The 26,829-nt window shown below is 60.8% G+C and carries 23 protein-coding genes and 3 pseudogenes; 4 read left to right on the plus strand and 22 right to left on the minus strand.

Annotated elements, in window-relative coordinates:
* Positions 1-27 precede the first annotated feature (27 nt).
* A complete protein-coding gene (locus RM96_RS31850; RefSeq protein WP_039015738.1) occupies positions 28-435 on the minus strand; it encodes a hypothetical protein in 408 nt (135 codons plus the stop codon).
* A gap of 420 nt (positions 436-855) precedes the next feature.
* Here RM96_RS31850 and RM96_RS31855 point away from each other — a divergent pair, with 420 nt between their 5' ends.
* Positions 856-2,106, plus strand: coding sequence for a cyanophycinase (locus RM96_RS31855; RefSeq protein WP_039015739.1), 1,251 nt, complete (start codon positions 856-858; stop codon positions 2,104-2,106).
* A 431-nt stretch (positions 2,107-2,537) separates the two neighbouring features.
* On the opposite strand, the pseudogene RM96_RS31860 reads toward RM96_RS31855, so the two are convergent.
* Positions 2,538-3,195 (minus strand): annotated as a pseudogene (locus tag RM96_RS31860) (DsbA family oxidoreductase).
* Between the two features lie 408 nt (positions 3,196-3,603).
* Between RM96_RS31860 and RM96_RS31865 the strand changes: the two are divergent.
* Positions 3,604-5,592, plus strand: coding sequence for a thioredoxin domain-containing protein (locus RM96_RS31865; RefSeq protein WP_052279868.1), 1,989 nt, complete (start codon positions 3,604-3,606; stop codon positions 5,590-5,592).
* A gap of 256 nt (positions 5,593-5,848) precedes the next feature.
* On the opposite strand, the gene RM96_RS40745 is transcribed toward RM96_RS31865, so the two are convergent.
* The 10 genes and pseudogenes from RM96_RS40745 to RM96_RS41025 form a co-directional block, all read right to left on the minus strand.
* Positions 5,849-6,259 carry an aminotransferase class I/II-fold pyridoxal phosphate-dependent enzyme gene (locus RM96_RS40745; RefSeq protein ID WP_443112292.1) on the minus strand — a complete coding sequence of 137 codons (411 nt, stop codon included), beginning with the start codon at positions 6,257-6,259 and terminating at the stop codon, positions 5,849-5,851.
* A 281-nt stretch (positions 6,260-6,540) separates the two neighbouring features.
* On the minus strand, positions 6,541-8,043 hold the full coding sequence (gene amaB, locus RM96_RS31875; protein WP_039015741.1) for an L-piperidine-6-carboxylate dehydrogenase: 1,503 nt from the start codon (positions 8,041-8,043) through the stop codon (positions 6,541-6,543).
* Positions 8,044-8,073: 30 nt separating this feature from the next.
* On the minus strand, positions 8,074-9,150 hold the full coding sequence (locus tag RM96_RS31880; RefSeq protein ID WP_039015742.1) for a saccharopine dehydrogenase family protein: 1,077 nt from the start codon (positions 9,148-9,150) through the stop codon (positions 8,074-8,076).
* Between the two features lie 161 nt (positions 9,151-9,311).
* A complete protein-coding gene (locus RM96_RS31885; RefSeq protein WP_039015743.1) occupies positions 9,312-9,776 on the minus strand; it encodes an Lrp/AsnC family transcriptional regulator in 465 nt (154 codons plus the stop codon).
* 431 nt (positions 9,777-10,207) lie between these two features.
* Positions 10,208-10,957, minus strand: a complete 750-nt coding sequence (locus RM96_RS31890; protein WP_039015744.1) for an amino acid ABC transporter ATP-binding protein — start codon at positions 10,955-10,957, stop codon at positions 10,208-10,210.
* Between the two features lie 3 nt (positions 10,958-10,960).
* Positions 10,961-11,653 (minus strand): amino acid ABC transporter permease, encoded by a 693-nt coding sequence (locus RM96_RS31895; protein ID WP_039015745.1) that lies wholly within the window; start codon positions 11,651-11,653, stop codon positions 10,961-10,963.
* A gap of 2 nt (positions 11,654-11,655) precedes the next feature.
* Positions 11,656-12,351 (minus strand): amino acid ABC transporter permease, encoded by a 696-nt coding sequence (locus RM96_RS31900; RefSeq protein ID WP_039015746.1) that lies wholly within the window; start codon positions 12,349-12,351, stop codon positions 11,656-11,658.
* Between the two features lie 54 nt (positions 12,352-12,405).
* Positions 12,406-13,257, minus strand: coding sequence for an ABC transporter substrate-binding protein (locus RM96_RS31905; protein WP_039015747.1), 852 nt, complete (start codon positions 13,255-13,257; stop codon positions 12,406-12,408).
* A gap of 97 nt (positions 13,258-13,354) precedes the next feature.
* Positions 13,355-13,863, minus strand: a pseudogene (locus tag RM96_RS41020) (aminotransferase class I/II-fold pyridoxal phosphate-dependent enzyme).
* Positions 13,864-14,474: 611 nt separating this feature from the next.
* The gene (locus RM96_RS41025) at positions 14,475-14,663 is read right to left on the minus strand and encodes a putative Ig domain-containing protein (RefSeq protein WP_443112293.1); all 189 of its coding nucleotides are present in this window, start codon (positions 14,661-14,663) and stop codon (positions 14,475-14,477) included.
* Here RM96_RS41025 and RM96_RS39605 point away from each other — a divergent pair.
* A complete protein-coding gene (locus RM96_RS39605) occupies positions 14,596-14,868 on the plus strand; it encodes a hypothetical protein (protein ID WP_193752564.1) in 273 nt (90 codons plus the stop codon). The genes RM96_RS41025 and RM96_RS39605 overlap by 68 nt on opposite strands.
* Before the next feature lie 485 nt (positions 14,869-15,353).
* Here the strand turns inward: RM96_RS39605 and trbL are convergent.
* From trbL to RM96_RS31955, 10 genes and pseudogenes are all read right to left on the minus strand, one after another.
* Positions 15,354-16,127, minus strand: a pseudogene (trbL, locus tag RM96_RS31910) (P-type conjugative transfer protein TrbL); the annotation flags it as partial.
* A gap of 60 nt (positions 16,128-16,187) precedes the next feature.
* Positions 16,188-16,925 carry a P-type conjugative transfer protein TrbJ gene (gene trbJ, locus RM96_RS31915; protein ID WP_039015748.1) on the minus strand — a complete coding sequence of 246 codons (738 nt, stop codon included), beginning with the start codon at positions 16,923-16,925 and terminating at the stop codon, positions 16,188-16,190.
* The gene (trbE, locus tag RM96_RS31920; RefSeq protein WP_039015749.1) at positions 16,922-19,372 is read right to left on the minus strand and encodes a conjugal transfer protein TrbE; all 2,451 of its coding nucleotides are present in this window, start codon (positions 19,370-19,372) and stop codon (positions 16,922-16,924) included. The genes trbJ and trbE overlap by 4 nt, the downstream gene beginning before the upstream one ends.
* A gap of 16 nt (positions 19,373-19,388) precedes the next feature.
* Positions 19,389-19,673 carry a VirB3 family type IV secretion system protein gene (locus RM96_RS31925; RefSeq protein ID WP_039015750.1) on the minus strand — a complete coding sequence of 95 codons (285 nt, stop codon included), beginning with the start codon at positions 19,671-19,673 and terminating at the stop codon, positions 19,389-19,391.
* The gene (locus RM96_RS31930; protein ID WP_039015751.1) at positions 19,670-20,047 is read right to left on the minus strand and encodes a TrbC/VirB2 family protein; all 378 of its coding nucleotides are present in this window, start codon (positions 20,045-20,047) and stop codon (positions 19,670-19,672) included. Before RM96_RS31930 ends, RM96_RS31925 begins: the two co-directional genes overlap by 4 nt.
* Complete coding sequence (gene trbB, locus RM96_RS31935; protein ID WP_238587489.1) at positions 20,044-21,030, minus strand: P-type conjugative transfer ATPase TrbB; 987 nt, start codon at positions 21,028-21,030, stop codon at positions 20,044-20,046. Before trbB ends, RM96_RS31930 begins: the two co-directional genes overlap by 4 nt.
* A gap of 50 nt (positions 21,031-21,080) precedes the next feature.
* Positions 21,081-21,545 (minus strand): CopG family transcriptional regulator, encoded by a 465-nt coding sequence (locus RM96_RS31940; RefSeq protein ID WP_039015753.1) that lies wholly within the window; start codon positions 21,543-21,545, stop codon positions 21,081-21,083.
* Positions 21,542-23,545 carry a conjugal transfer protein TraG gene (locus RM96_RS31945; RefSeq protein ID WP_039015771.1) on the minus strand — a complete coding sequence of 668 codons (2,004 nt, stop codon included), beginning with the start codon at positions 23,543-23,545 and terminating at the stop codon, positions 21,542-21,544. Before RM96_RS31945 ends, RM96_RS31940 begins: the two co-directional genes overlap by 4 nt.
* A gap of 232 nt (positions 23,546-23,777) precedes the next feature.
* On the minus strand, positions 23,778-24,026 hold the full coding sequence (locus tag RM96_RS31950) for an EexN family lipoprotein (RefSeq protein ID WP_039015754.1): 249 nt from the start codon (positions 24,024-24,026) through the stop codon (positions 23,778-23,780).
* Positions 24,023-24,967: a LysR family transcriptional regulator gene (locus tag RM96_RS31955; protein ID WP_052279870.1), complete on the minus strand. Its 945-nt coding sequence runs from the start codon at positions 24,965-24,967 to the stop codon at positions 24,023-24,025. Before RM96_RS31955 ends, RM96_RS31950 begins: the two co-directional genes overlap by 4 nt.
* Before the next feature lie 775 nt (positions 24,968-25,742).
* Here RM96_RS31955 and RM96_RS39610 point away from each other — a divergent pair.
* The gene (locus tag RM96_RS39610) at positions 25,743-26,204 is read left to right on the plus strand and encodes a hypothetical protein (protein ID WP_193752563.1); all 462 of its coding nucleotides are present in this window, start codon (positions 25,743-25,745) and stop codon (positions 26,202-26,204) included.
* The last annotated feature ends 625 nt before the right edge of the window (positions 26,205-26,829 follow it).

Below are 26,829 nucleotides of genomic sequence, written 5' to 3' on the forward strand. Positions count from 1 at the left end.
CGTACCCATCCCCTTGGTTCCGGTTGTTCAGACGACCAAGGTTAACAGCTTGCCGGAAAGGTTAACAGCCCCCTCTGGGTCTTTTTGAAACGGTCTCTTAGTCGCCGGCAACGGGGCCGCACTTACGACGTCATACGCGCCGGGCGGAAGGTTGCCCACGTTGAGGGTCGGATTGCGTGCATTGCGGCAGGCTGGCAATGGCTCACCCATAGGGCCGAGTACCGTGCGCCAATAGCGCGCATTGCGGCCGACCACAACCACCGCCCCGCGCTCGACCGCCGCGCGAACTAGATCGACCTGCCCTGCCATTGACGGCAATCGCAGGCGGTCATCGAATGCCGCCGATGCCCACGGGTGAATCTGCACCAGCGCGACCCGCTGCACGCCAAACTCGGCGACGAGGTCTCGTACTTTCGGCACGCACCAACTGCGCATTCCCGGCGTCGCCTCATGAGCAGCGAAGAGAACGGCCAGCCGTCGCGTGCGAACGTATGGCCGGCCGCGCTGCTGGTCTCATCAAACCCCGGATTTGAGAGAAGGAGGATGACGCGGGCGGTCCGGGGGTCACCGTCGAACGAATGTGGACCTATCTCGGTCCCCGTCGCCCGCGACCAACGCATGGTCACTCTTGTTTGCGATCAATGTTAAAAGTCTGTGACAGCGTAAGCGCTGCACCCACGCTTCAGTTCATCGACGCTTCAGTTTGACCATTACCCGACCAGACTATAGACTTCCGAACTGCGTTTGGTGCGTGCACAAGAAACGGGGCTTACGCTTAAGTCGGCATCGCTGGGACAGGGCCGTCCACGGTGTGCGGCGAGCTTGGGCTCGCTAACGAACACCAGGGGGAGTGCCATGGGACTTCTTGCTAAATTCGCATGCAGGGCTGGTTTGCGCCGCGCAGCCGCCTCTGTTGGGCTTGTCATAGCCTTTGGGGCCTTGCCCTCGACTTTTTCTCTTGCCCAAAGCACCTCAACTTCCCCCGCCCCTACCCCTCCCTACAGTTATTTCGTCACCGGTGCGCAGTATTTCATGGCCCCGTCCCCAACGCCGGTGCAAGCGCTTCCTGCACCTCGCCCACAGGCCTTGCAGCCCGTGGTTCTGATGGGTGGGGGGCCCGACGTTGACGAGGCATACCGGTGGATGATTCAGCAGGCAGGCATCACAAGATCTACCGGCGGGCGGTTTGTCGTGATTCGAGCCAGTGGCACGGATGCCTACGACCCCTATTTCTATTACAGCGATAAGCAAAACTCCACCAATGTCCCTGCGGTGGATGGCTTTGTCGGCGGTGCCTATCTTGGGCTAACTTCGGCTGAAACCCTCATCATTTCCAGCGTTGAGGGTGCCAATGACCCATTTGTTAATGCCGTGGTCGGCTCAGCAAACGCTTTGTGGATCGCAGGCGGTGACCAAAGTAATTACATCAAGCTTTGGAAAGGCACCAAACTCGAGGCGACGATCGCGTCGCTCCTGGAAAACCAAATCCCCGTAGGTGGCACCAGCGCAGGAGCCAATGTGCTCAGCGAGTTCATTTTTTCCGCCCTGAACGGAACGGTCACGTCGGCACAGGCATTGAGCGACCCATACAACAACCTCATGACCTTCGATCCGACCCCTTTTTCGGGATCTAGTTTCTTGAACATTCCTGCTTTACAGAATACTTTTGTTGACCCGCATTTCGACTCTCGGGATCGCATGGGTCGACTAGTCACGTTCGTCTCCAGAACCATCGCCCCGGGGTCTAACAACACAGGCTGCCCCCAGGGGATTCTGAAGCCTTCAAATGCCAGGGGTATTGGTATCGATGTCGAAACTGCACTCGAAATCCAAAAGGTTTCAGGGCGTTACCTCGCGCAGCGGGTAACCAATCTTTCAACGAATTCAAGCAGCGCCATCCACTTCCTGAGGCCGCTGACACTGCCCAGCGTCTGCGCACCTGGCACGCCATTGACAATGCCTGACGTCTTTATCGAGAAGCTGGGCGACTCGAACATCGTTTTCGACATAACTAACTGGTGGAACGGCGGCAACGATCTCAGGCTTCCCAGCTACACAGTTCGTGAAGATGCCGGTGTCGAGAGTCCGAAGAAAATCCCATATTGAGATGAGATTCCAACTCGGCGTAATCGGCGACCAGATTTCGCGCTTCCGGCGTCTGGCCTTCAATTTGTAGCTCAGAGCGCGTGGCAGGAACAGAACATCATTACGATCAATCAGCCGACATTCACTAGTTGACTGACCCTAACCGGAGCCAGTCTTTCATTTCTCTATGTCTCTACGGACGGATGTCGCTTCATCGGCCGACTCGGCCATCCTTCCCTGCATCGGTGGACGTCCGTACCGGCCGATGATCGGTCCGCGCCGCCAACAGGCGAATGACCGCTGTACCTCAGGAAGAGACGTAAGGCCGGCCGAGTGTTGAAGGGCCATAAAGGGTCGGGAAGAGACGGTTGCCAATAGTCGGCGATGGCTGCCTGCTGGCCAGTCTTTAGCCCTCCATCCCACCGTCGCATCGCGCAGGTAACGGGCTTTGCCTAGCCCCTCGTCGATGGCTGCGCTTCGGCAAGAATTTCCCGGATGGCTTGCTCAAAGGCTTCCACAGGCTGTCCGCCAGTGACGAGATAGCGGTTGTTGAAGATGACGGACGGGACCGACTGGATACCCATGCCATGGTACTCCCGCTCTTCTGCACGAACCTCGGCATAGTCATCGCTTTCCAACACCTTGCGCGCCGCCACTACATCTAACCCTGCCAATTCCGCAGCTTCGACAAGCACGTCGCGCTTGCCAGGATCTTTGCCGTCCATATGGTAGGCGCGCAGCAGCGCCAACTTGAGCATTAGCTGCCTGCCCTTGATGCTAGCCCAATGCAGCAGCCGATGGGCATCAAACGTGTTGTAGACGCGCGCGCGTGCGCCGAAGACAAAGCCCACGCTCGCGCCACGCTCACGAATCATGGCCTGGCTCTCGGCAATCTGTGCCGGCGTGCGCCCGTACTTCTTCCCAAGGTAGTCGACGATGGGCCTCTCCCTCCGTTCCCATTTGCGGATTCAGCTCAAAAGGGTGGACGATAATCCGGGCGTCCACAGCATCGCCAAGACGCGTTAGCGCCAACCGTAGTGAAGACAATCCGATCGCGCACCATGGACATGCGATATCGGAGACAAAATCGATTCTAAGCGGTTGAGTCATGGCTCTCCTGGCGGGTCAGAGTGGCCGTCGGCACTCGTATGAGTGGAGCAGTCGGCGACGGGGTAGCCCGAATTGCCAACCTATGCAGGAATGCACTGCAGGCATGTCGGGCTTAAGAGGCGACTGCGAGGTCTGTCGCGTGATTCTGCTCCGGAAGCGCATCGCGCAAGTCCGGGCAGATAGGGTTGACCGGCAAGCTGTCGTTTAGGCACGCATCTTCTTTCCTTAAGGTTCAGGTTTGTCGTGTAGGCGCACAGATTTCGCTATGTTTGTCGTTTAACCACGCTCGTGTCGCTTTAGCCACTCGCCGGTCGGCAGGTAATAAAGATTGGCCCTTTGGGCGCCTGCGCTTGCAGGGCGCCTTGTTCTGCGCCACAGTTGCCCTACCGGACCAAGCTGGAGACTGTGATGGGAAACCGGCTCGCCTCAGAAGCGTCGCCTTACCTCCGACAACACACAGAGAATCCAGTCGACTGGTATCCCTGGTGCGAAGAGGCCTTTCGCCGCGCGCGCGACGACGACAAACCGGTTCTGCTTTCCGTCGGCTACGCCGCCTGCCATTGGTGCCATGTCATGGCGCACGAATCGTTCGAGAATCCCCGGATCGCCGACCTGATGAACGAGCGCTTTGTCTGCATCAAGGTCGATCGGCAGGAGCGTCCCGACCTCGACGACATTTACCAGAAAGTCCCCCAGATGATGGGACAGGGTGGCGGCTGGCCGCTGACGGTGTTCCTGACGCCGCAAGGAGAACCGTTCTTCGGTGGCACCTACTTTCCGCCGGATGACCGCTATGGCCGCCCCGGGTTCGAGCGTGTGCTGCTGAGCCTGAGCGAAGCCTGGACACATCGCCGCCAGGAGCTGCGTGACACCATCGGGCAATTTCAGCATGGGTTCCGGCAGCTCGACGAAGCGGACCTGGGCCATGAAGCCGCCGAGGTCGAGGACCTGCCCGCACAGGCAGCCCGTGCCCTCGCGCGAAATACTGATCCGACCCACGGTGGGTTGGGCGGAGCACCCAAGTTTCCCAACGCAAGCGCCTATGACCTCGTGCTGCGCATCTATCAACGAACGGGTGAACCCGCACTGCTTGAAGCGCTGGAGCGCACGCTCGACGGCATGGCGGCCGGCGGCATCCATGACCAGCTCGGCGGTGGGTTCGCCCGCTACAGTGTCGACGAACGTTGGGCCGTGCCCCACTTCGAAAAGATGCTTTACGACAACGGCCAGCTCGTCTCACTGTACGCGGACGCCTATCGCCTGACCGGCAAGCAAGCCTGGCGCCGTGTATTCGACGGAACTATCGCGTACATTCTGCGGGACATGACGCACCCCGATGGCTGCTTTTATGCTGGCGAAGATGCCGATAGCGAAGGCGAGGAAGGCCGCTTTTATGTCTGGACACCGGCCGAGGTGAAGGCTGTCCTGGGCGAATCCGAGGGCGCCCTGGCGTGTCGCGCCTACGGCGTGACCGACAGCGGGAACTTTGAACCCGGCAGATCAGTGCTCCACCGTGCGGTCATGCTGCCCCCCTTGGAGGAGGCGCGACGCGAAGGCTGGCGCGAGCTGCTATTTGCAGTACGCGCCCAACGCGTGCGCCCCGGCCGTGACGACAATATTCTCACCGGCTGGAACGGCCTCATGATCCAGGGACTCTGTGCGGCTTACCAGGCGACGGGCAACCCCGTGCACCTCGCCGCCGCAAGGCGTGCCGCCAACTTTATCCAGGACAGACTCACCATGCCGGACGGCGGCGTGTACCGCTCCTGGAAAGACGGCACCGTCAAGGTGCCAGGGTTCCTTGAAGACTATGCCTTCCTGGCCAATGCTCTGATCGACCTCTATGAATCCTGCTTCGACAGGCGATACCTTGATCGCGCAGTCGAACTCGTGGCGCTCATCCTCGATAAGTTCTGGGAAGACGGGCTGTATTTCACGTCCCACGATGGCGAGCCATTGGTGCACAGGCCTCGCGCGCCGTACGACAACGCCTGGCCGTCGGGCATTTCAGCCACCGTGTTCTCCTTCTCGCGCTTGCATGAACTCACCGGGCAAGATCGCTACCACGACCTCGCCGAGCACGAATTCCAGCGATACCGGGCTGCTGCCACCGCGGCCCCGGCCGGCTTCGTGCACCTCCTGGCCGCCAGAGACTTCACGCAGCGCGGCCCGTTCGGGATCATCCTTGCCGGCGATAAGTCGGATGCCGCCGCCCTTGTGGAAAGCGTTCACCGCTTGTACCTCCCGGCACGCGTCCTGGCATTTGCCGAAGACGTTCCGATCGGCCAGGGGCTGCACCCAGTCAACGGCCGGCCGGCGGCCTATGTGTGCCGGCATCGCACCTGTGCCGCACCTGTAACCAGCAGCCAGGCGCTCCTTGAACGCTGCGTGGCGTAACTGTCACGATGCTATTCGACCATTGTCCGTGACCCCTGAGGGTCCGCAAAGGCCGCCGAATTGCAGCGAGCTATTTGTGCAAGCCTAGACTTCCGCTCCTCGCCGATTGCGTTGAATTACTCGGTGGACTCTGTGTGTCGGTCATGCGGGCAGACCGACTGTTCTCGGCTGCGAATTGCCGTTCGAACTATCCTGCACCCACCCATGACTAATCGTGCTGACCCTCCGGTTTTGGGTGCCAATCCGGCCGTTCGCCCTAATCCTTTCGCACGTCCAAGGGTCGGGAAGCGACGATCGCCCCCTCGGCCAGAAACAGCCAGGCGCACCGTATAGAGAAGCTTCGGACGGTCCGCCGCCGGGCTTTCACGCAGCATTGACGCCAGCCTGTCGACGTCCGTGCCGTAGCATCAACGGGCACCTGGACGGTCCTCGCCTTTGCGAGCTTGAGTGCCTGGAGCGTTGCGGGATAAGCCGGCGTCTCCACGTACGCGACGTCGCCGGCGTCCATGAAGATGCGAACCAGGATGTCGAAGGCTTGCTGAGACCCGGTTGTCACAAGCACACGCTCAGGCGGACAGGTGACGTCGCGCGACAGCATTAGTGCCGACAATACCTCGCAGTTCGGCAAAGCCCTCAGTCGAACCGTACTGGAGCACGCCCCCCGCATGCAACGCAGGCTCGGCTGCCGCCTACAATCCTTCGATGTCGAAGAGACCAGGAGATGGGTGTCCCCCGGCAAAGGAGATCATCCCGGGGCGACTCAGGTATGGGAACAGCTCGCGAATCGGCGAGCCGGCTGGATCAGCAAAGCCATGTGAGAAAGGGATGGGCAGCGCCATCGGAGCATAGTTGGGCGATCGTACTCAGGAACCTGGCGCCGGCGGCAAACTGCTGCATGGATGCAACTCAGACTGAGCAAGTTCCTGACACCGTCCGGGTATCGCCAGGTCAGATTCCGAATTCAATGCCCTGGGCAAGCGGGAGATCGTTCCCAAAGTTGATCGTGTTCGTCGCACGGCGCATATAAGCCTTCCACGAATCACTTCCGGACTCTCGCCCGCCGCCTGTCTCCTTCTCACCACCGAAGGCGCCACCAATCTCCGCGCCGCTGGGGCCAATGTTCACATTTGCGATACCGCAATCGCTTCCGGAGGCGGAGAGAAACTCCTCCATCTCGCGCATGTCCGTGGTGAAGATGCTGGACGATAGTCCCTGAGGCACGGCGTTGTTCAGGGCGATCGCTTCGTCGAGCGTTTCATAGCGCAGCACATACAGGATCGGTGCGAATGTCTCATGGTAGACAATGCCGGTTTGCCTGGGCATCTCGACAATAGTCGGCTGAACGTAGTATGCATCAGTGATTTCCTCGAAGACGCGCTCCCCGCCGAAGACTTTTCCACCATCCTCGACTGCCGCAGCCAATGCCTTGTTCATCGCAAAATATGCCTGCTTGTCAATCAGCGGTCCGATCATCGATGCAGAATCGAGCGGATTTCCAATACGCACCTGCCGATAGACCTTCTTCACTTCGTCGACGACCTTGTCATAAATCGACGCGTGCACGATCAGTCGACGCAAAGTCGTACATCGCTGACCGGCCGTGCCCATGGCTGCGAACGCGACGGCTCGCACGACTAGGCTGAGATCCGCCGACGGACAGACGATGCCGGCATTGTTACCACCAAGTTCCAGGATCGTGCGCGCGAATCGCTCGGAAGCGACCTTGGCAATTTCCCGACCCATGCGCGTGCTGCCGGTGGCACTGATCAGCGGAATGCGCGGATCGCGTACCAAGCGCTCGCCAAGCTCGCGTCTGCCTTGAACCAACTGGCTGAGGTGTGTCGGCGCTGCCCCGAACTTCGCACAGACCTTGTCAAAGATCACCTGGACAGCAGCGGCGGACAAAGGCGTCTTTTCCGATGGTTTCCAGATGACAGCATTACCGCAAACAAGTGCCAGTGCGGCATTCCATGCCCATACAGCAACCGGGAAGTTGAATGCCGTCACCACGAGACAGGGCCCCACCGGATGCCAGGCCTCCATCATCCGGTGATTCGGTCGTTCGGAAGCAATCGTCAAGCCGTACAGTTGCCGCGACAATCCGACGGCGAAGTCGCAGATGTCGATCATCTCCTGCACTTCCCCGAGCCCTTCCTGCAGAATCTTGCCTGTCTCGAGGCTTACCAGCCGACCCAGCGCGTCCTTGCGTGCACGCAATTCCTCGCCTAACAGCCGGACAAGCTCCCCGCGCCGAGGCGCCGGAACCTTGCGCCACACCTCGAACGCCCGGACGCTGTCCGCGATCACAGCCTCGGCATCGCCTGCGGTCGCGACGTCCAGGCTGGCCAGCAATCGGCCGTCAATGGGGGAATGCACCTTCATGGAGCCATCTTGCCTGGAGATGGCTTCCAGGCCGTTGTCCATGAGAATCTGCTTAGCGTCGATGTTCATCCTGCCTCTCCTCAGCCCCGTGGGGGTCCTTCACTCGGCTGACCCGTAGACTTTGCCGAACCGGTTGTCCAGGAAATCGTGAAGGCAAATGGCTTCCTGGCGAATGAAGCCCTTGCCTGGGAGCTTCCCCTGACGAAAGAGATCAACTGCGGTACAGACGCCCGAAGCGGTTGTGCTCTGGATCGCGCTCTCGTAGAGACCGTTCTCGTGGGTTGCGAAGATCTTGCGCGAAAAGACCTCCTGCACAAGCTTGCCGTCGCGCAGCCCGCTTACCGTCACGAAAACCAGCACCACGTCCTGCCTCGTCGTCGGAACGCTCTTGCGCAGGATCGACTTCAGCAGCTCCTGGTCGCGCTTCAATCCGAGGTCATGCAGAAGAAATTTCATGCGCTGCTGGTGACCGGGGTAGCGAACCGATTTGTAGTCAAGATTGCGGATCTTGCCTTCGAGCGTCTCACAAAGCGTGCCAAGGCCTCCCGAAGTGTTGAAGGCCTCATACTCGACGCCATCCAGCGAGAAATGCTCGATGCCTTCCAGGGGTTCGACAGAGATTCGCTCCCCTTCGCGCAATGCCTCACAGGGATGGCAATACTCATTCACGAGGCCGTCGACGCTCCAGGTCAGGTTGTACTTGAGTTCGTTCGTCGGAAATTCGGGCAGCGCACCCACCCGCATCTTCACGTCGTGGACGACATCGAACGACCGAGCCAGCGAGTTCGCAGCGATTCCGATGAACCCCGGAGCGAGCCCGCACTGGGGCATGAATGCAACGTTTGCACCTGCTGCAAGTTGCGAGATGGCCTTGGTGGCCTGTACATCTTCTGTAAGATCGAAGTAATTCGTTTCGGCGTTCCTGGCAGCGTGAGCCGCCTTTGTCGCCATGTGGTAGGGAAGTGCATTGATCACCAGATCGGCCGGCGCCAGCAGTTTCTCCAGTGCGCCTTGATCGTTGGAATCGACGACAACGCGCTCGACGTTGAGGTGCCCCACCGACTTCAGCGCAGATGCTTCGCGATCCGCGACCGTCACAGCGTAGTCGCCACTGTTCGATAGGAGCCGCGCGATAGTCTGACCAATATGACCCGAACCCAACAGAACCGTCTGCATTTTTTCTTCCCTGAAGAATGAACTAAAGTGAGACCATTCTAGGGAAGCTGCGAGTCCAAATAAATTGACAAATCGTCATAAAGTATCGCCATTGCAGACAATATGACGACCGAAGAAGTCAATCTGTAGCGCTCATATTCTAATTGGCTTCGCGCCAACACTCAGGCCGCGTCCGGCATGTCTCCGCGATTGATCTTTCGGGCCAGAACAATGGATGTAGTCGTCTTGATGACACCGTCCATCTCGCCAATTTCATCAAGGATGCGATCGAGTTGATCTGGCGTGGTAACACGCAGCCAGGCGACATAGTCAAACTCCCCACTTACAGCGCACAGCATGTGCACCTCCGGCATACGGGCAAATCGCTTTACAACATCGCGCCCAGACTTTGGTTGCAGCGTGATTCCTACATAGGCATGCAGGCTCGGGTCGACCACATCCTGGCCAAGCTTAATGGTGTAGCCAGCAATTACACCGCTCTTTTCCAACCGCTCGATTCTGGCAATTACCGTTGTCCTCGCAAGATCAAGGCGGCGTGAAATCTCCGACACGGGCGCACGTGCGTCCATTTGCAGCAAAGAAATCAGATGACGGTCGATGTCATCCAGTAAATCCATTCGAATCATGGCGACTCCCAGCTAATCTGAGCCCAGACTATATAAATTCGTTGAAACGGCCAACGACTTCGACGAAGACTTCAGGGTCAGGGACGACTCGGGGGGCGGTCACAACACTTCTCGAAGATTCGAGAACAGATGACCGCGCAAGTGAAGGTGAGCGGGGCTGCGCGAGTGTCCAGGCGGGTTCGATGCGGATGCGCAGCCTGCTGAAGCCTGAAAACAGGCGTGGGTAGGCTGGGAATGTCGCTAGGATCCGGTCCCGCCTTGCAGCGCTGCGTCGTGCTCGCACGGTACGACGCGCATTTATGCCAACGCCGGTGCGACGCCCGCCCTGCCTTGCGGGTGACAGCGAGCTTGCCGGCTGGCTGCGGGGGTTCTTGGCCGAGCCAGGTGACTTCTCTGCCTGGCTCAAAAGCAGGGACCAGCAGTCCGCGCCATCAAGCGGTGACAGCGGATTCCCAGGGGGAGCGGATGTCGGACAGGAATCGCTGCGCCCGCGGATGTTCCGGTCTGTGGAAGAATCGCTCGGGCTTGGCGCGTTCAAGCACCTTGCCCTGATCCATGAAGATCACGCGATCGGCCACTTCGCGCGCGAAGCCCATTTCATGCGTGACACAGACCATGGTCATCCCGTCGCGTGCCAGCCCCTTCATCACCTGCAGTACTTCATTGACCATCTCCGGGTCCAGTGCAGAGGTCGGTTCGTCGAACAGCATGACAGGCGGCTTCATGGCGAGGGCCCGGGCGATCGCCACGCGCTGCTGCTGGCCGCCCGACAACTGCCCCGGGTAGGCTTGCGCCTTGTGCGGCAGCCCGACGCGATCCAGCAGACTCATCGCGAGCTCCTTTGCCTCCTGTCGCGGCATCTGCTTGAGCCGCACCGGCGCGAGCGTGCAGTTATCCAGCACCGTCAGGTGCGGAAACAGGTTGAACTGCTGGAACACGAAGCCGATGCCGCTGCGCAGCACATTGACGTCCACGCTGCGCGCGTGAACGTCCTGGCCGTTCACGACGATGCTGCCCTTCTGGATGGCTTCCAGACGGTTCAGCGTCCGGATCAGCGTCGACTTGCCGGAGCCCGACGGCCCGCACACAACCACGACTTCGCCTTTCGCGACCGTTTCGTTGATATCCACCAGCGCCTGATAGTCACCATACCACTTGCTGACATTTTCAATGGTAATCATGATTCACACCTTCATCGGGGCATGCGAAGCGAGCCGGCGCTCGAGCAGATAGGCAAAACGGGTCAGCCCGAAGCACATTACAAAGTAGCTGAGTGCGAGCAGCAGGTAGACCTGGGCCGCCTGCGCGAGCATCTGCGTGCTGATCTGCCCCGAAATGAACGAGGCTTCCGGCAGGCTGATGATGTAGCCCAGCGACGTCTCCTTGATCGTCGAAACGAGTTGGTTCACCAGCGAGGGCAGCATGTTGCGCAGCGCCTGCGGAAGAATGACCAGGGTCATTGCCTGGATATGTGACAAGCCGAGGGAGCGCGCACTTTCCATCTGGCCGCGCGGCAGCCCCTGAATCCCCGCGCGTACGATCTCGGCCAGGTAGGCACCATCGAAGATCACCAGTGCGGTCAGCATGGTGGTGAACTGGGCCGTGCGATGCCCCGTCACGGCCGGCAACAGGAAGTACGCCCAGAACACCACCATCAGCAAGGGCGTTCCCCGCACGACGTAGACCAGGACGGTGGCTGGCCAGCGCAACACACCGAGCGAGCTGACCCGGCACAGTCCCAACAGGATCCCGACGGGCAAGGCCAGCACCAGTCCGGCCGAGGCCAGCAGGAACGTCAGCGCCAGGCCGCCAAGCGGACCATTCGGATATTGGCCGACGAGAAAGTAGACGCCAAACGTCTGGATGACATCAAGCATGGTTATGCGCTCCTGACCGGATACCGGCGCTGATACCACACGGAGAACAAGGTGATCGTCATGGAGATGGTGACGTACGCCAGCGTGGCAAACGCGAACGATTCGAAGCCCCGGAAGGTGGCACTCTCCACCTGCTGCGCCTGGTACATCAGTTCCGCCACGCCGATCACCATGGCGATGCTCGAGTTCTTCCAGAGATTCAGAGTCTGGCTCACCAGCGGCGGCACGGTAATGCGCAAGGACTGCGGCAGCACGACCAGTCGCATCGCAGCCAGGAAGCTGAAGCCCAGCGCACGGCCGGCTTCCAACTGCTCCTTGGCGATCGAGCGGATGCCGCTGCGAATGTCCTCGGCCATGTAGGCCACCGTGTACAGCACCAGGGCGATTAGCGCGCTGACGGCTTCATAGTTATGCTCGTACAGCCAGCTCCTGACCGCGAAGGGCAGCAATTGCGGCGCACCGAAGTACCAGAACAGCATATGCGCAAGCAGCGGCACATTGCGGATGCCTTCCACGTAAGCTTGCCCAAGGGCCCGTACGGGTGCCAGGGGCGCCAGGCGCAGGAGGGCCACCACGATGGCGAGCGGCAGGGAGATCACGAACGTGAGTGCCGAGAGCTTCAGCGACATCACGAATCCGCTGACCAGCCACTCGTGATACTGCCCGGAGAGCAGCATCGACAGATTGAAATTGGGCATGGCGTGCGGCTGCCCGGTGTAACCGGGCAGCACTTCGGGAACGTCGGCAGGGACTCAGTCGATCTTGTCGGTGGAGATCTTGAACGAGCGCGGCGGGAAGTTCATCTTCGTCGTCGGCCCGAACCATTTGTTATACAGCTTCTGTGCGTCGCCATCGGCTTCCATGCCAACCAGCACCTTGTTGACCTGGGCACGGAATGCGGGCTCGTTCTTCCTGAGACCCAGCGCGAGGTGCTCGGAGGAGAGGTACTGCGGCACCAGCGTGTAGTCCTTGGCAGCCGGGCCGAGCTTGGTGAAGTTGCTCACCAGCGAGGTTTCGTCGTTGATATAGGCGACACCCTTGCCCTGTTCGAGCGCCAGCAGCGCCTGCGGGCTATTGTCGAACGAGACGACCGAGGCATTCTTGATCCTGGCGGCGATGTTGGTTTCCATCGTCGAGCCCTTGACGGTCAGCAGCTTTTTGCCATCAAGCTGCGCAAGCGTCGTGATGTCGCTGTCCTTCCTCACCATGGCCTTCTGCCCGGTGATGAAGGTCGACAGCGAGAAGTCGATCTGGGACTCGCGCTCCTTGTTGTGCGTGAGCGATGCCGCGAGCAGGTCGACATGCCCCTGCTGCAGTTCCGGGATGCGCGCGGCCACGGCGATCTGCTTGAGCACCGGCTTGACGCCGATGCTCCTGGCAACCGCATTGCACAGATCGACGTCGTAGCCGACGATCTCACGGCTGGCCGGGTCTTTGATAAAGCTGAACGGTTCATCCGTACCGAGCACGCCGCACACCAGTTCGCCCTTGGCCTTGATATCCGTGACCTGGTCCGCATGGGCCTGTACCGCCGTCAGCGCAAGCACCGACAACGCCGCCACGCGGGCAAATCGAACCACATCCTTCTTGTCGTCTACTTTCATGTCTCCTCCTTGGAAAAATAGTTACGGCAAATCTGGCAATATTTAATTTGCCTCGCTGCATGTTGAATAACAGGATTAATCCCGTCATTCCAACAATTCAAACGGTTCGATCAGCACAGTCTCCACTTCCGTGTGTTGGACTCGCTGTTGCCGAATGGTACGGCTTGAAGAACAGCGGAGTGGCCCTGGTGTTGTCGACGACGACGACCGCGCCATGCCGATGCGCCGCATTGGCAATGGCTCGAATGTCCTGGACCTCAAACGTGTTCGATCCCGGCGACTCCGCGTACACGAGAGTCGTATTGGGCCGGAACATCGCGGCATATCCGCTCCCAGCATGGGATCGTAGAATGAAGCGGAGACATTGAAACGCGCGAGCACCGTTTCGATGTAATGACGCGTGGGACCATAGACGCTGTCGCTGACCAGAATGTGGTCGCCGGCCTTGGCGAACGCGATGATTGCACTGGTGCAGGCGGCCAGGCCGGAAGAGACCAACAATGAGCGGTATCCGCCTTCGAGTTGCGCCAAGGCATTTTGCAATGCGAAGGTGGTCTGCGTGCCCTTTCGGCCATACCACAGGACATCGCTTTCGGCGTCCGACATGGCTCCCCCCCCCGCGCTTCCATGTCGTCGAGATTGCGGAACGTCACGGTCGACGCGTGAAAGACCGGCGGGTTGACTTCACCGCCGAACTCTTCCGGATCAAACATGCCGTGTGAGAGGAAAGTTTCAGGGGACATGTGCATAACTGTTATTTGATCCTTTCTCCGATGTGCCGGATACATCTCGGCAGGAAACGAGAAGTGCGGGCAAGGCGCAAGCGCGGTTTGCCATTTCTGACCAGCGCCCGTGTTGCATTCATTCGCGGGCTGAGATCATAAGGTCAATGCCCCCGCTACCAAATAGCGCTCCTATTTCCTTGGCGGCGAAAGGTATCACTTGAGCGGAGGGAGGGATTTAACAATGCGGGACATTTAGTTTTCAATTCGGGACACTAAGGGAAAATCCCCGGCCGCGAACCTAAGTGCATATATTGCCGGTTTTGCAGGAATCGCAGCCTGAAATATAAGTGCTTGTGCGACTTTGCGGAATTTTGCTTCAAAACGCCCATGAAAGGCCGCATGAATTTCCATGTTATTTTATAGGCACATTGTTTCTATAACCTCTCTGGAATGGCCGTGGGTGCCTAAAAACTAATTATGCTGTTTAGGTCACTACCGATCATAGGTTCTTGACCTCGAACTCAAGTCAGATGGAGGCGCTCCCCGCACCATTAATGCAGGTGATCGTGTAGACCGCGTCGTTGGTAACGGCGCGATGGGCGTACCGGAGATCGTGCCAATCGCCGAGTCCATCGTCAGCCCAGCAGGAAGCACAGGCGACACGCTGCATTCCGTGATCATTCCGCCGCCGCTGGTAAACGTGTCGGGCACGATTTCATTGACCACCGTCTACACCACTGTCGCATCGTGTTCGGTCAACCCGGCGGGCGGCGCCAACGTCGTGCTCCCCGTTCGCCAGCAGCACCGGAATGTCCATTGCCACACTTTTTCTCGGCATGGCCATGGCTCCTCCCCAAATAGTCAAGATCCAAGTCAAGGAGAGTGACAGGTCGCCCGACGGCCGAAATGTCGCCCAGCGACTGGCGGGCCTCGACGGCCATTGCGGCGACGGCGGGCTCGGCCAGCCGGCGCGGCGATTGGGAAATCACAGCACCAGCCGAACGCCGCTGAAGTGTGCATCCTGTCGACTCACTTGATGGCCGTATTACTTGTGATCGACGTTGGAGCAGTGTTGGGCCGAACGGCAGAGTCACGGGTCGGTAGCCGCCCCTGAACAGCAGCCGGCAACTCCCTTCAAGCGCGGACTCGCGAAAATGCGGTCGTAATGGCGTTGAAGGCGGCAACGAACTCATGGGTCAAGCCAAGATCGTGAAGGACGGATGCAAGGTAAACGACCTCCCGGTCGTACTTCAATTGCCGCTTCTGCCCAAGGAACTCGGCGAACCACCAAGCCCGGTGGACGTGGTTCAGCATCGTTTTCGAGTGCACGCTCTCGACAAGTGATGCGGCCTTTCGAGACAATTCCGAATTGCCCGGCCCAAAGATCCCGAGCGCCAGCATGGCGAGCGAGGCCAGCACGATGACCAACGCGTTGTCGATGGAAGGCTCGTTGGGCGCAAGCTGGAACTGCGCGAACAAGCCGGTGCCAATGCCCACGATGACGGCGAGCACCAGCACCTTGACGCCACAGGACACCACGTTGCCAAGCACCTTCTCGGCGAGGAACGCTGTCTTGTTCCAGAGCGCAAACGGCACCAGCACGAAGCCTGCGAGCGTGGTCAGCTTGAACTCGATCAGCGTGATGAAGAGCTGGACCGCGAGGACGAAAAAGCAGAGGATTACTGCCAGCCAGGCGAGGAGCATCACGACGATGGGCGTGATGTTGGAGAGGACTTCCGGAAAGCCGGCCAGCTTACTAAGCTGCCCCAGAATAGGCGCACCGGCGTCAATACCGGTCTTGGCCAGTCGCCCTGGATGCAGAAGAGTCTCCATGCTGAGCGAGCTGGTCGAAGTCAAGCCCAATCCCGCGAACGAACGGAAGACGATGCCAGCCAACCAGTTGAAGTTGCCGATGATGTAGGCAAAGGCACCGACGTACAGCACCTTGCGGATGAGCTTCGTCATCACGTCCTCGCCCTGCCCCGCGGCATGCGCCAGCGCCCAATAGAGCCCGGCCAGCGTCATGTCGATCGCCACCAGCGTGGCACTCAGAAACGCGACCTCGCCTCGCAACAGGCCGAAGCCCGAGTCGATGTACGTGGAAAAGGTGTCGAGGAAGCGGTCAATGATAGCGACGTCGTTCATGACCATCCTCTCCGCATATGCGGGCAAGCAGCATGGGCGCACGCTTCATGCTCGTCCCTCTCAGCGGTTGTAGAAGCTCACCGGCCGCTGCGTGTACCGCGTCCCAGTACCCAGAAAACGCCGCGTTACCTCACGCCCGCGTTCGGCCGCAGCGGCCTGCCGCGCCAGCTCCAGCGAGACCGCACGCTCCTGCGTCAGCTGCAGTTGCTGCGCCTGGATCGCCTGCTTGGCCTGCAAGGCCAGCAGTTGGTTTGTTGCCTGCGTCGCCTGCAGCGCACCGGTCGCGGACTGGCTCTGCCTGACCAGGTCGGCAATCGCACTTTCATCCTGAGCGAGATTGCGCGACGCCTGTGCCTGCATCCGCATCGCGGTGTGCAACCCATTGAGGGTGTTCTGCCAGCGTTCTTGCGCGTCCCGATGCATCTGGTCGCCGCTGACGGTCGCCGCATATCGCTCCGGATACAGGCGTGCAAAGGTGGCGTCCATGTTCCGCACGTCATAGGCCAGTCCCCGGGCCTCGGCGATCAGCCGATCGGTGTTCGCCAATGTGGACCGCAGGCGGTTGACAATGTTGAAGTCCAGGCTTGCCAGATTGCGCGCCTGGTTCCTCAACACCTGCTCCTCGTTCTGCAGCTGTTTGATCTGGTTATTGATCTGCTCCAGCGTGCGAACAGCGGTCAGCTTGTTCTGTACGAAGTTCGTCGGGTCGAACACGGTAATGGCCAACGCCGGCCGGGCGAACACGAGGGAGGCGGCTAGCGCGGCGGCAAGCGCCGCAAGAAGCACACGAGTTTTCATGGCAGATTCTCCTGTTGGCGGGAAGCGAGGAAGGACGCAGCCGACGGCGCAGAGGGCAGCAAGTCGGCCGCCCAATCGAGGCCGCGGTGGCGCAGCCAGGCACCGGCAAAGCCGAGCACCCCGGCGTCGCGCAGCAGACCGTCGATGGCACGCTGGTCCTGAGGTGCCCCGGCGCCCGCGAACGCCAGCGCAACTGGCGCCAGGTCGAGGTCGAACAGCCGATTGCCGGCACGGGACTGGTAGTAGTAATCGCGCTTGGGCTGCGCGGTGGCCACGATCTCGATTTGCCGGCTGTTGAGGCCAAAACCATCGTAAATCGTCCGAATCTGCGGCTCGGTTGCCTGTGGGTTGGGCAGGAAGATGCGGCTGGCGCAGCTCTCGATGATTGCGGGCGCGATGGTCGAATCCTTGATGTCGGCGAGCGACTGCGTCGCGAAGATGACGCTGACGTTCTTCTTGCGCAGCGTCTTGAGCCACTGGCGGATGCGTGCGGCGAACACCGGGTCGTCGAGGAACAGCCAGGATTCGTCAAGCATCAGCAGCGTCGGCGCGCCGTCGAAACGCTCCTCGAAGCGCGCAAACAGGTATCCCAGCACCGCGATCACCGCGGCACGGCTGGGCATCAGTTCCTCCATCTCGAAGCACTGCACGTCCGCCGCGCCCACCCGGTCGTGATCGGCATCCAGCAACTTGCCGTGGGCACCGCCCAACACGTATGGTGCGAGTGCCTGGCGCAATGCGTTGGACTGCAGCAGCACCGACAGCCCGGTAAGCGTGCGCTGCTCAACCGGCGCGCCGGCGAGGCTGACTAGCGCCGACCAGATGGCCGCCCTTTCTTCGGGGCCGACAGCGACGCCTTCATGCCGCAGCCGGCCCTCGATCCAGTCGGCGGCCCAGGTGCGATGGCCGTCGCCATCAATGCGCGCCAGCGGCTGGAACGCGATCGCGCCATCGCTACCGAGGTCATAGTGCTGGCCACCCAAGCCCAGTACGGTGGCCCGCATGGATCGCCCCATGTCGAACACGAAGATGCGCGAACCCGGATACCGACGGAACTGCATCGCCAACGTGGCGAGCAGAACCGACTTGCCCATGCCGGTGGGCCCGACGACGAGCGTGTGGCCGACATCGCCGACATGCGTCACCAGCCGGAACGGGGTCGCGCCATCCGTGCGCGTGACGATCAGCGGCGGGCCATCGAGGTGGGTGTTCTTCTCCGGTCCGGCCCATACTGCCGACACCGGCATCAGGTGAGCCAGGTTCAGCGTCGAGACGATCGGCTGACGCACGTTGGCGTAGGCGTTTCCGGGTACCGAAGACAGCCACGCCTCCACAGCATTCAGCGTCTCCGGCATCGTTACGAAACCGCGGCCCTGGATGGCGCGCTCGACCATGCGCAGCTTCTCATCGGCCACGTCGGCGTCGGCATCGAGCACCGTCACGGTCGCGGTGACGTAGCCGAAGGCGACCTGATCGCTGCCGAGCTCCTGCAAGGCGGCGTCCGCGTCAGCGGCCTTGTTGCTGGCGTCGGTATCGACCAGTGGGCTTTCCTGCTGGAAGATGGTTTCGCGAAGCAGCGCCAGGACATTCTTGCGCTTGACGAACCACTGTCGGCGCAGGCGGCCCAATTCCCTCTCCGCCTCGGCCTTGTCCAGGCACAGGAAACGCGTGCTCCAGCGGTAAGCGAAACCCAGGCGGTTGAGATCCTCCAGGATTCCCGGCCAGGTCGAAGTAGGAAACCCGCGCACCGTCACCACACGCAGGTGCCGGTCGCCCAGCATGGGCGTCAGGCCGCCGAGCAACGGTGCATCAGCCAGTAGAGCGTCGAGGTGAAAGGGCACCTCCGGGACGCCAATCGGATAATGCCGTGTCGAGACGGTAGCGTGCAGGTAGGTCAGCGTTTCGCTGTCATCGAGCCAAGCGATTTCCGGCATCACCCCGTCGAGCAAGTCACAAATGCGGTCAGTTTCAACGACAAAGGCGCTCAGGCGCTCGCGCCAGTCCACGCCGATGATCCGACTGTTCTCGTAGAGCAGCTTGGCTGCCCTGGCTCGGGATTCCTCCGGTGGCAGATATTGCAACGTGAGGTGATAGCCGCTCTCGAAGTGACTGCCCGATTCCTCAAATGCGGCCCGCCGTTCCTCATCGACCAGCCACGAGAGGGGTTCGGGGAAATCCGAGCGCGGATAGTCCGCCGCCGGCCGACGCGCGGCCTCGATAAACAGTGCCCAACCCGACCCCAGCCGGCGTAGCGCGTTGTTGAGCCGCGCCGTCGTGGCAATCAACTCACCCTGGGTCGCACTGTCCAGGTCTGGTCCGCGAAAACGCGCTGTGCGCAGGAACGACCCATCCTTGTTCAACACCACGCCGGGCGCGACCAGGCCGGCCCATGGCAGCCAGTCGGCCAGCAAGGCCGGGCGCTGGCGGTATTCAGCGAGGTTTAGCATCGCGGTGCCCTCCCCTTCAAACGTCCAGCAGCGGCTTGTGCTTGATGTGCCGCGCGAACACCTGCATGAACTGCTTGTCCACCCGCGCGCCCCATACCGCCAGTGCATGACCGACGATCCACAGCGCGATGCCGGGGATCCACTGCTGCAGGCCCAGGCCAACCGCGGCGGCCAGCGTGCCGTTGGCGATCGCCACGGTACGGGGGGCGCCGCCCAACAGGATCGGCTCGGTGAGAGACCGATGCAGCGGAATCTCGAAACCGGGAGCGAGACCCGGCATGCTTTCGTTCACGGCGCTCATACGACGGCCCCGCCGGAGAAGCTGAAGAACGACAGGAAGAACGAGGACGCCGCGAAGGCGATGGACAGGCCGAAAACGATCTGTAACAGCTTGCGGAAGCCGCCCGAGGTGTCACCGAAGGCCAGGGCCAGGCCAGTGGAAATGATGATGATGACCGCGATGATGCGCGCCACTGGCCCCTGAATTGAGTCGAGAATGGCTTGCAGCGGCCGCTCCCAGGGCATCGACGAGCCGGCCGCCTTCGCCGTGCCGGCCGTCATCAGCATAGCGGCCGCCAGCAGCAGGCCGTGATGAATCGGTCCGGTCAACCGCCGCAGGCGGGCGAGGCAGGAAACCGGAGGTACGGAAACGTGGAAAGCGCGAGAGTACGTCATGACGGTTCTCCAGGAGGATCGGCCGACGGCAGAGCAGCGGCGCAGGCAGACAGCGGTGGTTCCGGAAGCGGCGCCTCCAGCGCACCCACCAGGCGATAACCGGCACCGTCGAAACCAACGACGCGGGCGATGCTCTCGATGCGGCGCCGGCGGCCACGACCGGCGATGTAGATCACGACATTCACCGCCTCGGCGATCAGTGCGCGTGGCGGATTCATGGCGACTTCGAGAACCAGTTGCTCGAGGCGCAGCAGCGCGCCTTGTGCCGATCCCGCATGGATGGTGGCGATGCCGCCCGGGTGGCCAGTGCCCCAGACCTTGACGAGATCCAGCGCCTCGCCGCCCCGGACCTCGCCGACGATCACGCGGTCGGGGCGCAGTCGCATCGAGGAACGTACGAGTTCGGTCATGGAAACCACACCGGCTCGCGTGCGCAGCGGAACATGGTCGTGTGCCGCGCATTGCAGCTCGACAGTGTCTTCGAGCACCAGCACGCGGTCGCCAGTGGCGGCGATCTCCGCGAGCAAGGCGTTGGCGAGCGTGGTCTTGCCGGTACTGGTGCCGCCAGCGATCAGGATGTTCTGCCGCTCACGGACCGCGCCTCGCAGGAACTCCGCCTGATCGGCATTCATCATCCCGTCGCCGACATAGCGATCCAGTGGGATGACGCCGACGGCGCGCTTACGCAAGGCGAACGCCGGTCCTGGCGCGGCTGGCGGCAGGATGCCCTCGAAGCGTTCGCCAGTCTCCGGCAGTTCGGCGGTCAAAAGCGGCTTACCCCGATGGACTTCCGCGCCGACATGCGCGGCCACCACGCGGATGATGCGTTCACCCTCCCCATCGGAGAGGGTCGCGCCCAATGGCGCGCGCCCGCTGGACAGCCGATCGACCCACAACGTGCCATCAGGATTGAGCAGGATTTCGACCACGTCCGGGTCTTCCAGCGCGGCCGCAATCAGCGGCCCCATTGCGGTGCGCAGCATGCGGATGCGCCGGTCCAGAGAGGCAGTCGCAAAAGGATGCTGTTGCGCGCTCACAATGCCCGCTCCTGGGCCTCGTTCAGCGCCGCCGCCTCGTCGAGTTGCACCGTTTCCGGGTGCAAATCCTCCACCACATCGCGCACCAGACTGTGCCCGCGCTGTAGTTGCCGGCCAAGCTGTTCGACGAACTGCTCAAAGCGCGCCTTGCCCTGCGCGCGGGCCGCCTGTTGATGCGCTTCGGGAACGGGGGTGCTCACGGTCAGGTAGTAGCGGACATAGAGCGCCAACGTTTCGATCAGGATGTTCTGGTCCCGCTCCAGCCTCTCGAACTGACGGGATAATCGATCCAGTCGCTTGGCGATGGCGGCCTCCCGCTGGTCGCCCGCGTCCGGCGACAGCCAGGAAGCCAACGCCGCGGCGACGATGGATGACTTCGACACGTCCTTCTTGATAGACAATTCGTCCAGGCGTTTGGCATGTTCCGGGGGAATGAACAGATTCAGGCGGTATTGGCTCATAGGTCGATTCCGTCGTTGGGATCCAGGCTGGCAAGCCGTGCTGTGCGTCGCATAGCCGGATCGAAGGCACCTGTAAGGGGTAGCGGCTCGTCGTCATCCAGCAGTGCCAGGTCGTTGGCCGATGTCTGTCGCTCCGGGCTGTAGAACGGCGCCTCGGACAACTCCGACTGTCGACACTGACCACCCTCCTCAGCAATGACGGCGTCGCTGGTTGCTGCCCCCATGGCGGCCGACACAACCGATACGGCGGGGATCGCTAAACGGCTCCAGTCGTCGGGCCGAGCCGGTGGCGCGTCAGCGTAGCGACCTGCCGCGGGCGTTGGCGGCGGCAGCACCCGCCCCTTGAAATTGGCATCGGTGTAATAGCGCAGCTTCTTCGCCTTGATCGGCGGGCAGCCCCCGACCATCACCACAGCATCGTCCGGCGGAAGCTGCATCACCTCACCGGGCGTCAACAGCGGCCGGGCCATCTCCTGCCGCGACACCATCAGATGCCCGAGCCACGGCGCAAGCCGATGGCCGGCGTAATTGCGCTGCGCGCGCAGTTCGGTGGCCGTGCCCAGCGTCTCGGAAATGCGCTTGGCCGTGCGCTCATCGTTGGTCGCGAACGTCACCCGGACGTGGCAGTTATCGAGAATCGAATGGTTCTGGCCGTAGGCCTTGTCAATCTGGTTGAGCGATTGGGCGATCAGGAAACTGCGAATACCGTAGCCAGCCATGAAGGCGAGCGCCGTCTCAAAAAAGTCGAGCCGACCCAGCGCCGGGAACTCGTCGAGCATCAGCAGCAGCCGGTGACGGCGCGTGATGCCGTCGCTGCCGTCAAGCGATTCGGTGAGCCGCCGCCCAATCTGATTGAGGATCAGCCGCACCAGCGGCTTGGTGCGGCTGATGTCCGATGGCGGCACCACCAGGTACAGCGATACCGGGCACTCGGCTGCAATCAGGTCGGCGATGCGCCAGTCGCAACGCGAGGTGACTTCCGCCACCGTGGGGTCCCGGTACAAGCCGAGGAAGCTCATTGCGGTAGACAGGACGCCCGAGCGTTCGTTCTCGCTCTTGTTCAGCACCTCGCGCGCGGCCGAGGCGACGACCGGATGCGGTGCATCGCCAAGATGCGGCGTCGTCATCATCCGATGCAACGTCAGCTCGAAGGGGGACCGGGGATCGGACAGGAAACCGGCGACGCCGCGCAGCGTCTTGTCCTCGCCAGCGTAAAGCACATGCAGGATGGCTCCAACCAACAGTGCATGGCTGGTCTTCTCCCAGTGGTTGCGCCGCTCCAGCGCGCCTTCGGGATCGACCAGGATGTCGGCAATGTTCTGCACATCTCGCACCTCATGCGTGCCACGTCGGACTTCGAGCAGGGGGTTATAAGCCGCGGACCGCGGATCCGTCGGATTGAACAGAAGACAGTGCGAAGAGCGCGAGCGCCAGCCGGCGGTGAGGTGCCAGTTCTCGCCCTTGATGTCATGGATCACGGCGGACTCGGGCCAGCTCAACAATGTCGGCACCACCAGGCCGACGCCCTTGCCGGAGCGTGTCGGCGCAAAAAAGGCCAGGATGTGCTCCGGCCCTTCGTGGCGAAGGTACAGGTTGTCATACCGACCAAGAAAGACGCCCACTGGCTCGTTGAGTCGAGCCTTGCGGATGTCGACGGCCGTCGCCCAGCGCGCGGAGCCGTAGGTCGTCACCAGCGTTGATTGCCGTGAGCGCCAGACCGACATACCGATAGCGACCAGGACAGCGAGCAGCCCGCTGCCGCCTGCAATCGCACCGCCGGTGTCGAACACGGGCGCCGCGTAAGCATCGTAGAAGAACCACCACTCGAACAGACGCCACGGGCGGTAGACCGGCGTGCCGAAGAGATCAAACCAGGGCACGCCAAGGCGTACTTGATAGCCCAGGGCGGCGGCCGTCCATTGTGTGGCCGTCCACACGCCGGCGATCACGATGCCGAGCACAACGGCAATCTGGCCAAGCAGCACGCCTTGACCTTGGATCTTTGCCTCCGCCCTCTTCTGCACAGACACCTCGCGAAATCCGCACAACATTGTGCGTCACGCACGAGGTTGGGGTCAGCGCAAGGGGCGGGTCAAAGACCGTTATCGGAACAATGGTCCAGGAAAATGCAAGAATTCCTGCCGAAGACAACGCGGAAGTAGCGCCGCAAGCGATAGCGCGTGGCGGCGTACCGGCAAGAAACTCACGGGAATCGTGGCGATGTGCCGACGCTTAGAACCTCGGCGCATGCTTCGGCGGCGTATAGGGCGTGTTGCCATCGCCAAAGAAGCGCCGATTCGTTGCCTCGGCCACCCGATTGCAAAGCGCATCGCCGAGCTTGGCCCGATCCAACCTGCACTGCCCGCGAAGTTCCTCCAACCGTTTGGGATTGGCAACCAACGATTCCACCGTCTCGGGCGGTTCAGCGCGGCCGCATGCCACCAACATCAGAGCAAACAAGATCGACGTGGTTCTCTTCATGGCTCAACATTCTCCTCAAGGTCATATCGGGATTCATGGACAGGTTCGACACATGCAGGAGACTCGACGGCGCTTGCCCGCTCGATAAAGCGAGCCAAAGCCTCTGATGGCTCCGCATCCAGGTACAGCAGGTAGGTTATGACCCTGGGCACCTGCCCCGTCATCGGACGCGCCACGACCCCGGACTCTCTGCTCGCGAGAACTTGCGACACCCCGGTAAGGCCCAATGCAAGGCCTGCAGATACCAATGTCATCATCAAGTCGAGCGATGAAACCCGGTCCGCGACCAGCGGCTCCTGATTCAGCCCGCGCAGTAAACGATCGACCAGACGAGCATGCCCCTCGTACGCTTGTGGGTCGAAGAGCACCAACGGATAGCGCAGTAGTTCCTCCTGCGGAATATATCTATAAGCAAGCAACGGATGGCGCGGCGGTACCGCTACCACGAGAGGCTCGTTCCAAAGAGGATGTGCAATGAGGCCATCGCCGACGTCGTCGGTCAGGGAAAAGCCCACGTCGTATAGACCGTCGTGTAGCCCCCTGATCTGCTGCGACAACGGCGCTTCGTATAGTCGAACTTCGACCTCCGGGTCTTCCTGCCGCCACAGCGCAAGCAAAGCTGGTAGACGTGATCGAGCGCTAGAGTCTGACAAGACGATGCGCAACTGGTCGTCAAATCCATTAGCGACTGCCTGTACGCTGTCGCGCGCCTGCTCCACAGCGGCGAAGACACGCCGTACGTGCTTTAGGAACAGCTGACCCGCTCGAGTCAGGCGTGTACTACGGGTGGTGCGCACAAACAGCCGCACCCCGAGGTCTTCTTCCAGCTCCCTGATGGCACGAGATAACGGCGACTGCTCGATGTGCAATCTCTCGGCCGCCCTCGTGAAATGAAGCTCTTCTGCGACGGCCAGGAAGCACTGCAAATGACGCAACTCCATCCTGGCTCTGACTGGTCTGCTACGCATGCACTCTCCCGCCAGGTGAGGCATTCGGGCAGAAGCAATTCACCAGCGGCCAATAGTACCGATCTTCATACATGGAACATCTCCTAAACGAGTGAAGGCGGCTGCCGGATACGCAGCCTACCGCGACATAGTCCTGAGGAAGGACGAGCCGATCTCAGCCCTCTGTTTCGATCTACCTCATCGTGCCTCAAGGAAGCGCCATGACTTGAGCCTTGGTCGGTCCGCCATATGGCGCTGCAAACGTCAGAGGTCCTGATCGATCTTGAAAATACTTCTCGTTAGCGCGAAGTCAGGCTCTCAAGTGGGAACTTGAATCTCTGTACAGTCCACGGTGACAGAATCCTGCGATAGGCATAGCTGTACCGTCACCTGAGCACGCCTTGCAAGCGCGCATCAACGATCCGCAAGTCGAACGTACGATCCAATTCAGACATAAATGCTCGACGTTGGATGTAGATCGATGTCCGCCAAAGTCAAGGGAGCTGGGCGCTAACGTTACTCCCACCCTCATCAAGACTAATTCCTTTGATTGCCTATTTGCGTTTTGATTTGCAATATTTCATCACATGAAAAATACAGATCGAAATCGAGATCATTTAGCCACAACGGGAATAAATATCTCGACGCATTGGGAGATCATTCCATCAGCTCGCAGGATTCAAGTACCAAAATCAATGCCGTATCCCAAAGGAAAGATGGCGTCAGCTTTAAGGACTTATGTTTGTCTTCTCCGAATAGAAAGCACGGTATGAAATCAAGCACGTCACGCAGGATCGTGGCGGTTGCATCTTTGGCAGCCTGCTTCGCGTCGCCACAAACGGCTTCGGCCTTCGGTGTGACGGACGCCGACCGTCGTTCCACTTACCTTGCAGTCACCCATTGGGCGGCGGAAGTTGGCTACGCAGTCATCTGGCAGCCACGAACCACTGCCGGTACGGTACTGGACTTCCCCGCTCCGTCTCGCGAAGTGCATGAGGATTTCTGGTTTGCGGTGGCGGCGCTGGTGACCGGCGCCGCGTATGGACGCGTCAACATGTATTGCATTCCACCTTACGAGTTCCAAATCGAGGCGATCATCGACGATCGCATGCGTCTGGTCTACGTGATCGGGCGCCCTACCTTGCGACGCTGTGTTGTTCCACACCCGTTAACTCGAGAAACCCAAGAACGCTTGATCCGTGATTTTTCATCACATGAAACGCACGATTGATATTAGAACCATTCACGTAGACATGAATAAATATCAACCGAACTCGTGCGACAAGTGGTCGTCAATACATAGCTATGATGCCTTCAAAAGCGTTAAACGGAATTACCGCGTACAGTCGCCCTCCTCTGTAAGAAAAGGCAAAGTCAGCGCCTCACGACATCGAGCATCACCACATCTTCGGGAAACTTCTGTGGGCAGCGTCGATGACGGGTTCGTGATGTCCTGTGTTCGCGTCGCGGCGGTGAGCGACTTGCACTTCCATGCAGGCATGTGCGGAACGTTTGCTGAGCGCTGGAGCGGTTGAGCGACGAAGCGGGCTTCTTCGTGCTATGCGGTGACTTGGCCCTGAAAGGCCCTTGCTCGAGGGGCAGCATCTCACAGCCGAGCTCGTCCTATGTTCGCCCGGGCGGGCCAACAGAAGCCCCAGTCCGCCTCCGGTCCAAGCTGGTGCAAAGCATCGTCGGTTCCTCATTGACCAACGAGCGGCCCAGTCAATCTGCTGCCCAGCTTCGCCATACAGCCCTCGGTTCCAGGGCGCCGCTAGATCTGGGAATTTTCGTAAGGAGCGCGCCGAGGCTGCATTCAGCCGTCGACTGCAAATAGTACAGACCGAATCCGGAAGTAG

The sequence above is a fragment of the Cupriavidus sp. IDO genome, from assembly GCF_000812465.1.
Classification (GTDB): domain Bacteria; phylum Pseudomonadota; class Gammaproteobacteria; order Burkholderiales; family Burkholderiaceae; genus Cupriavidus.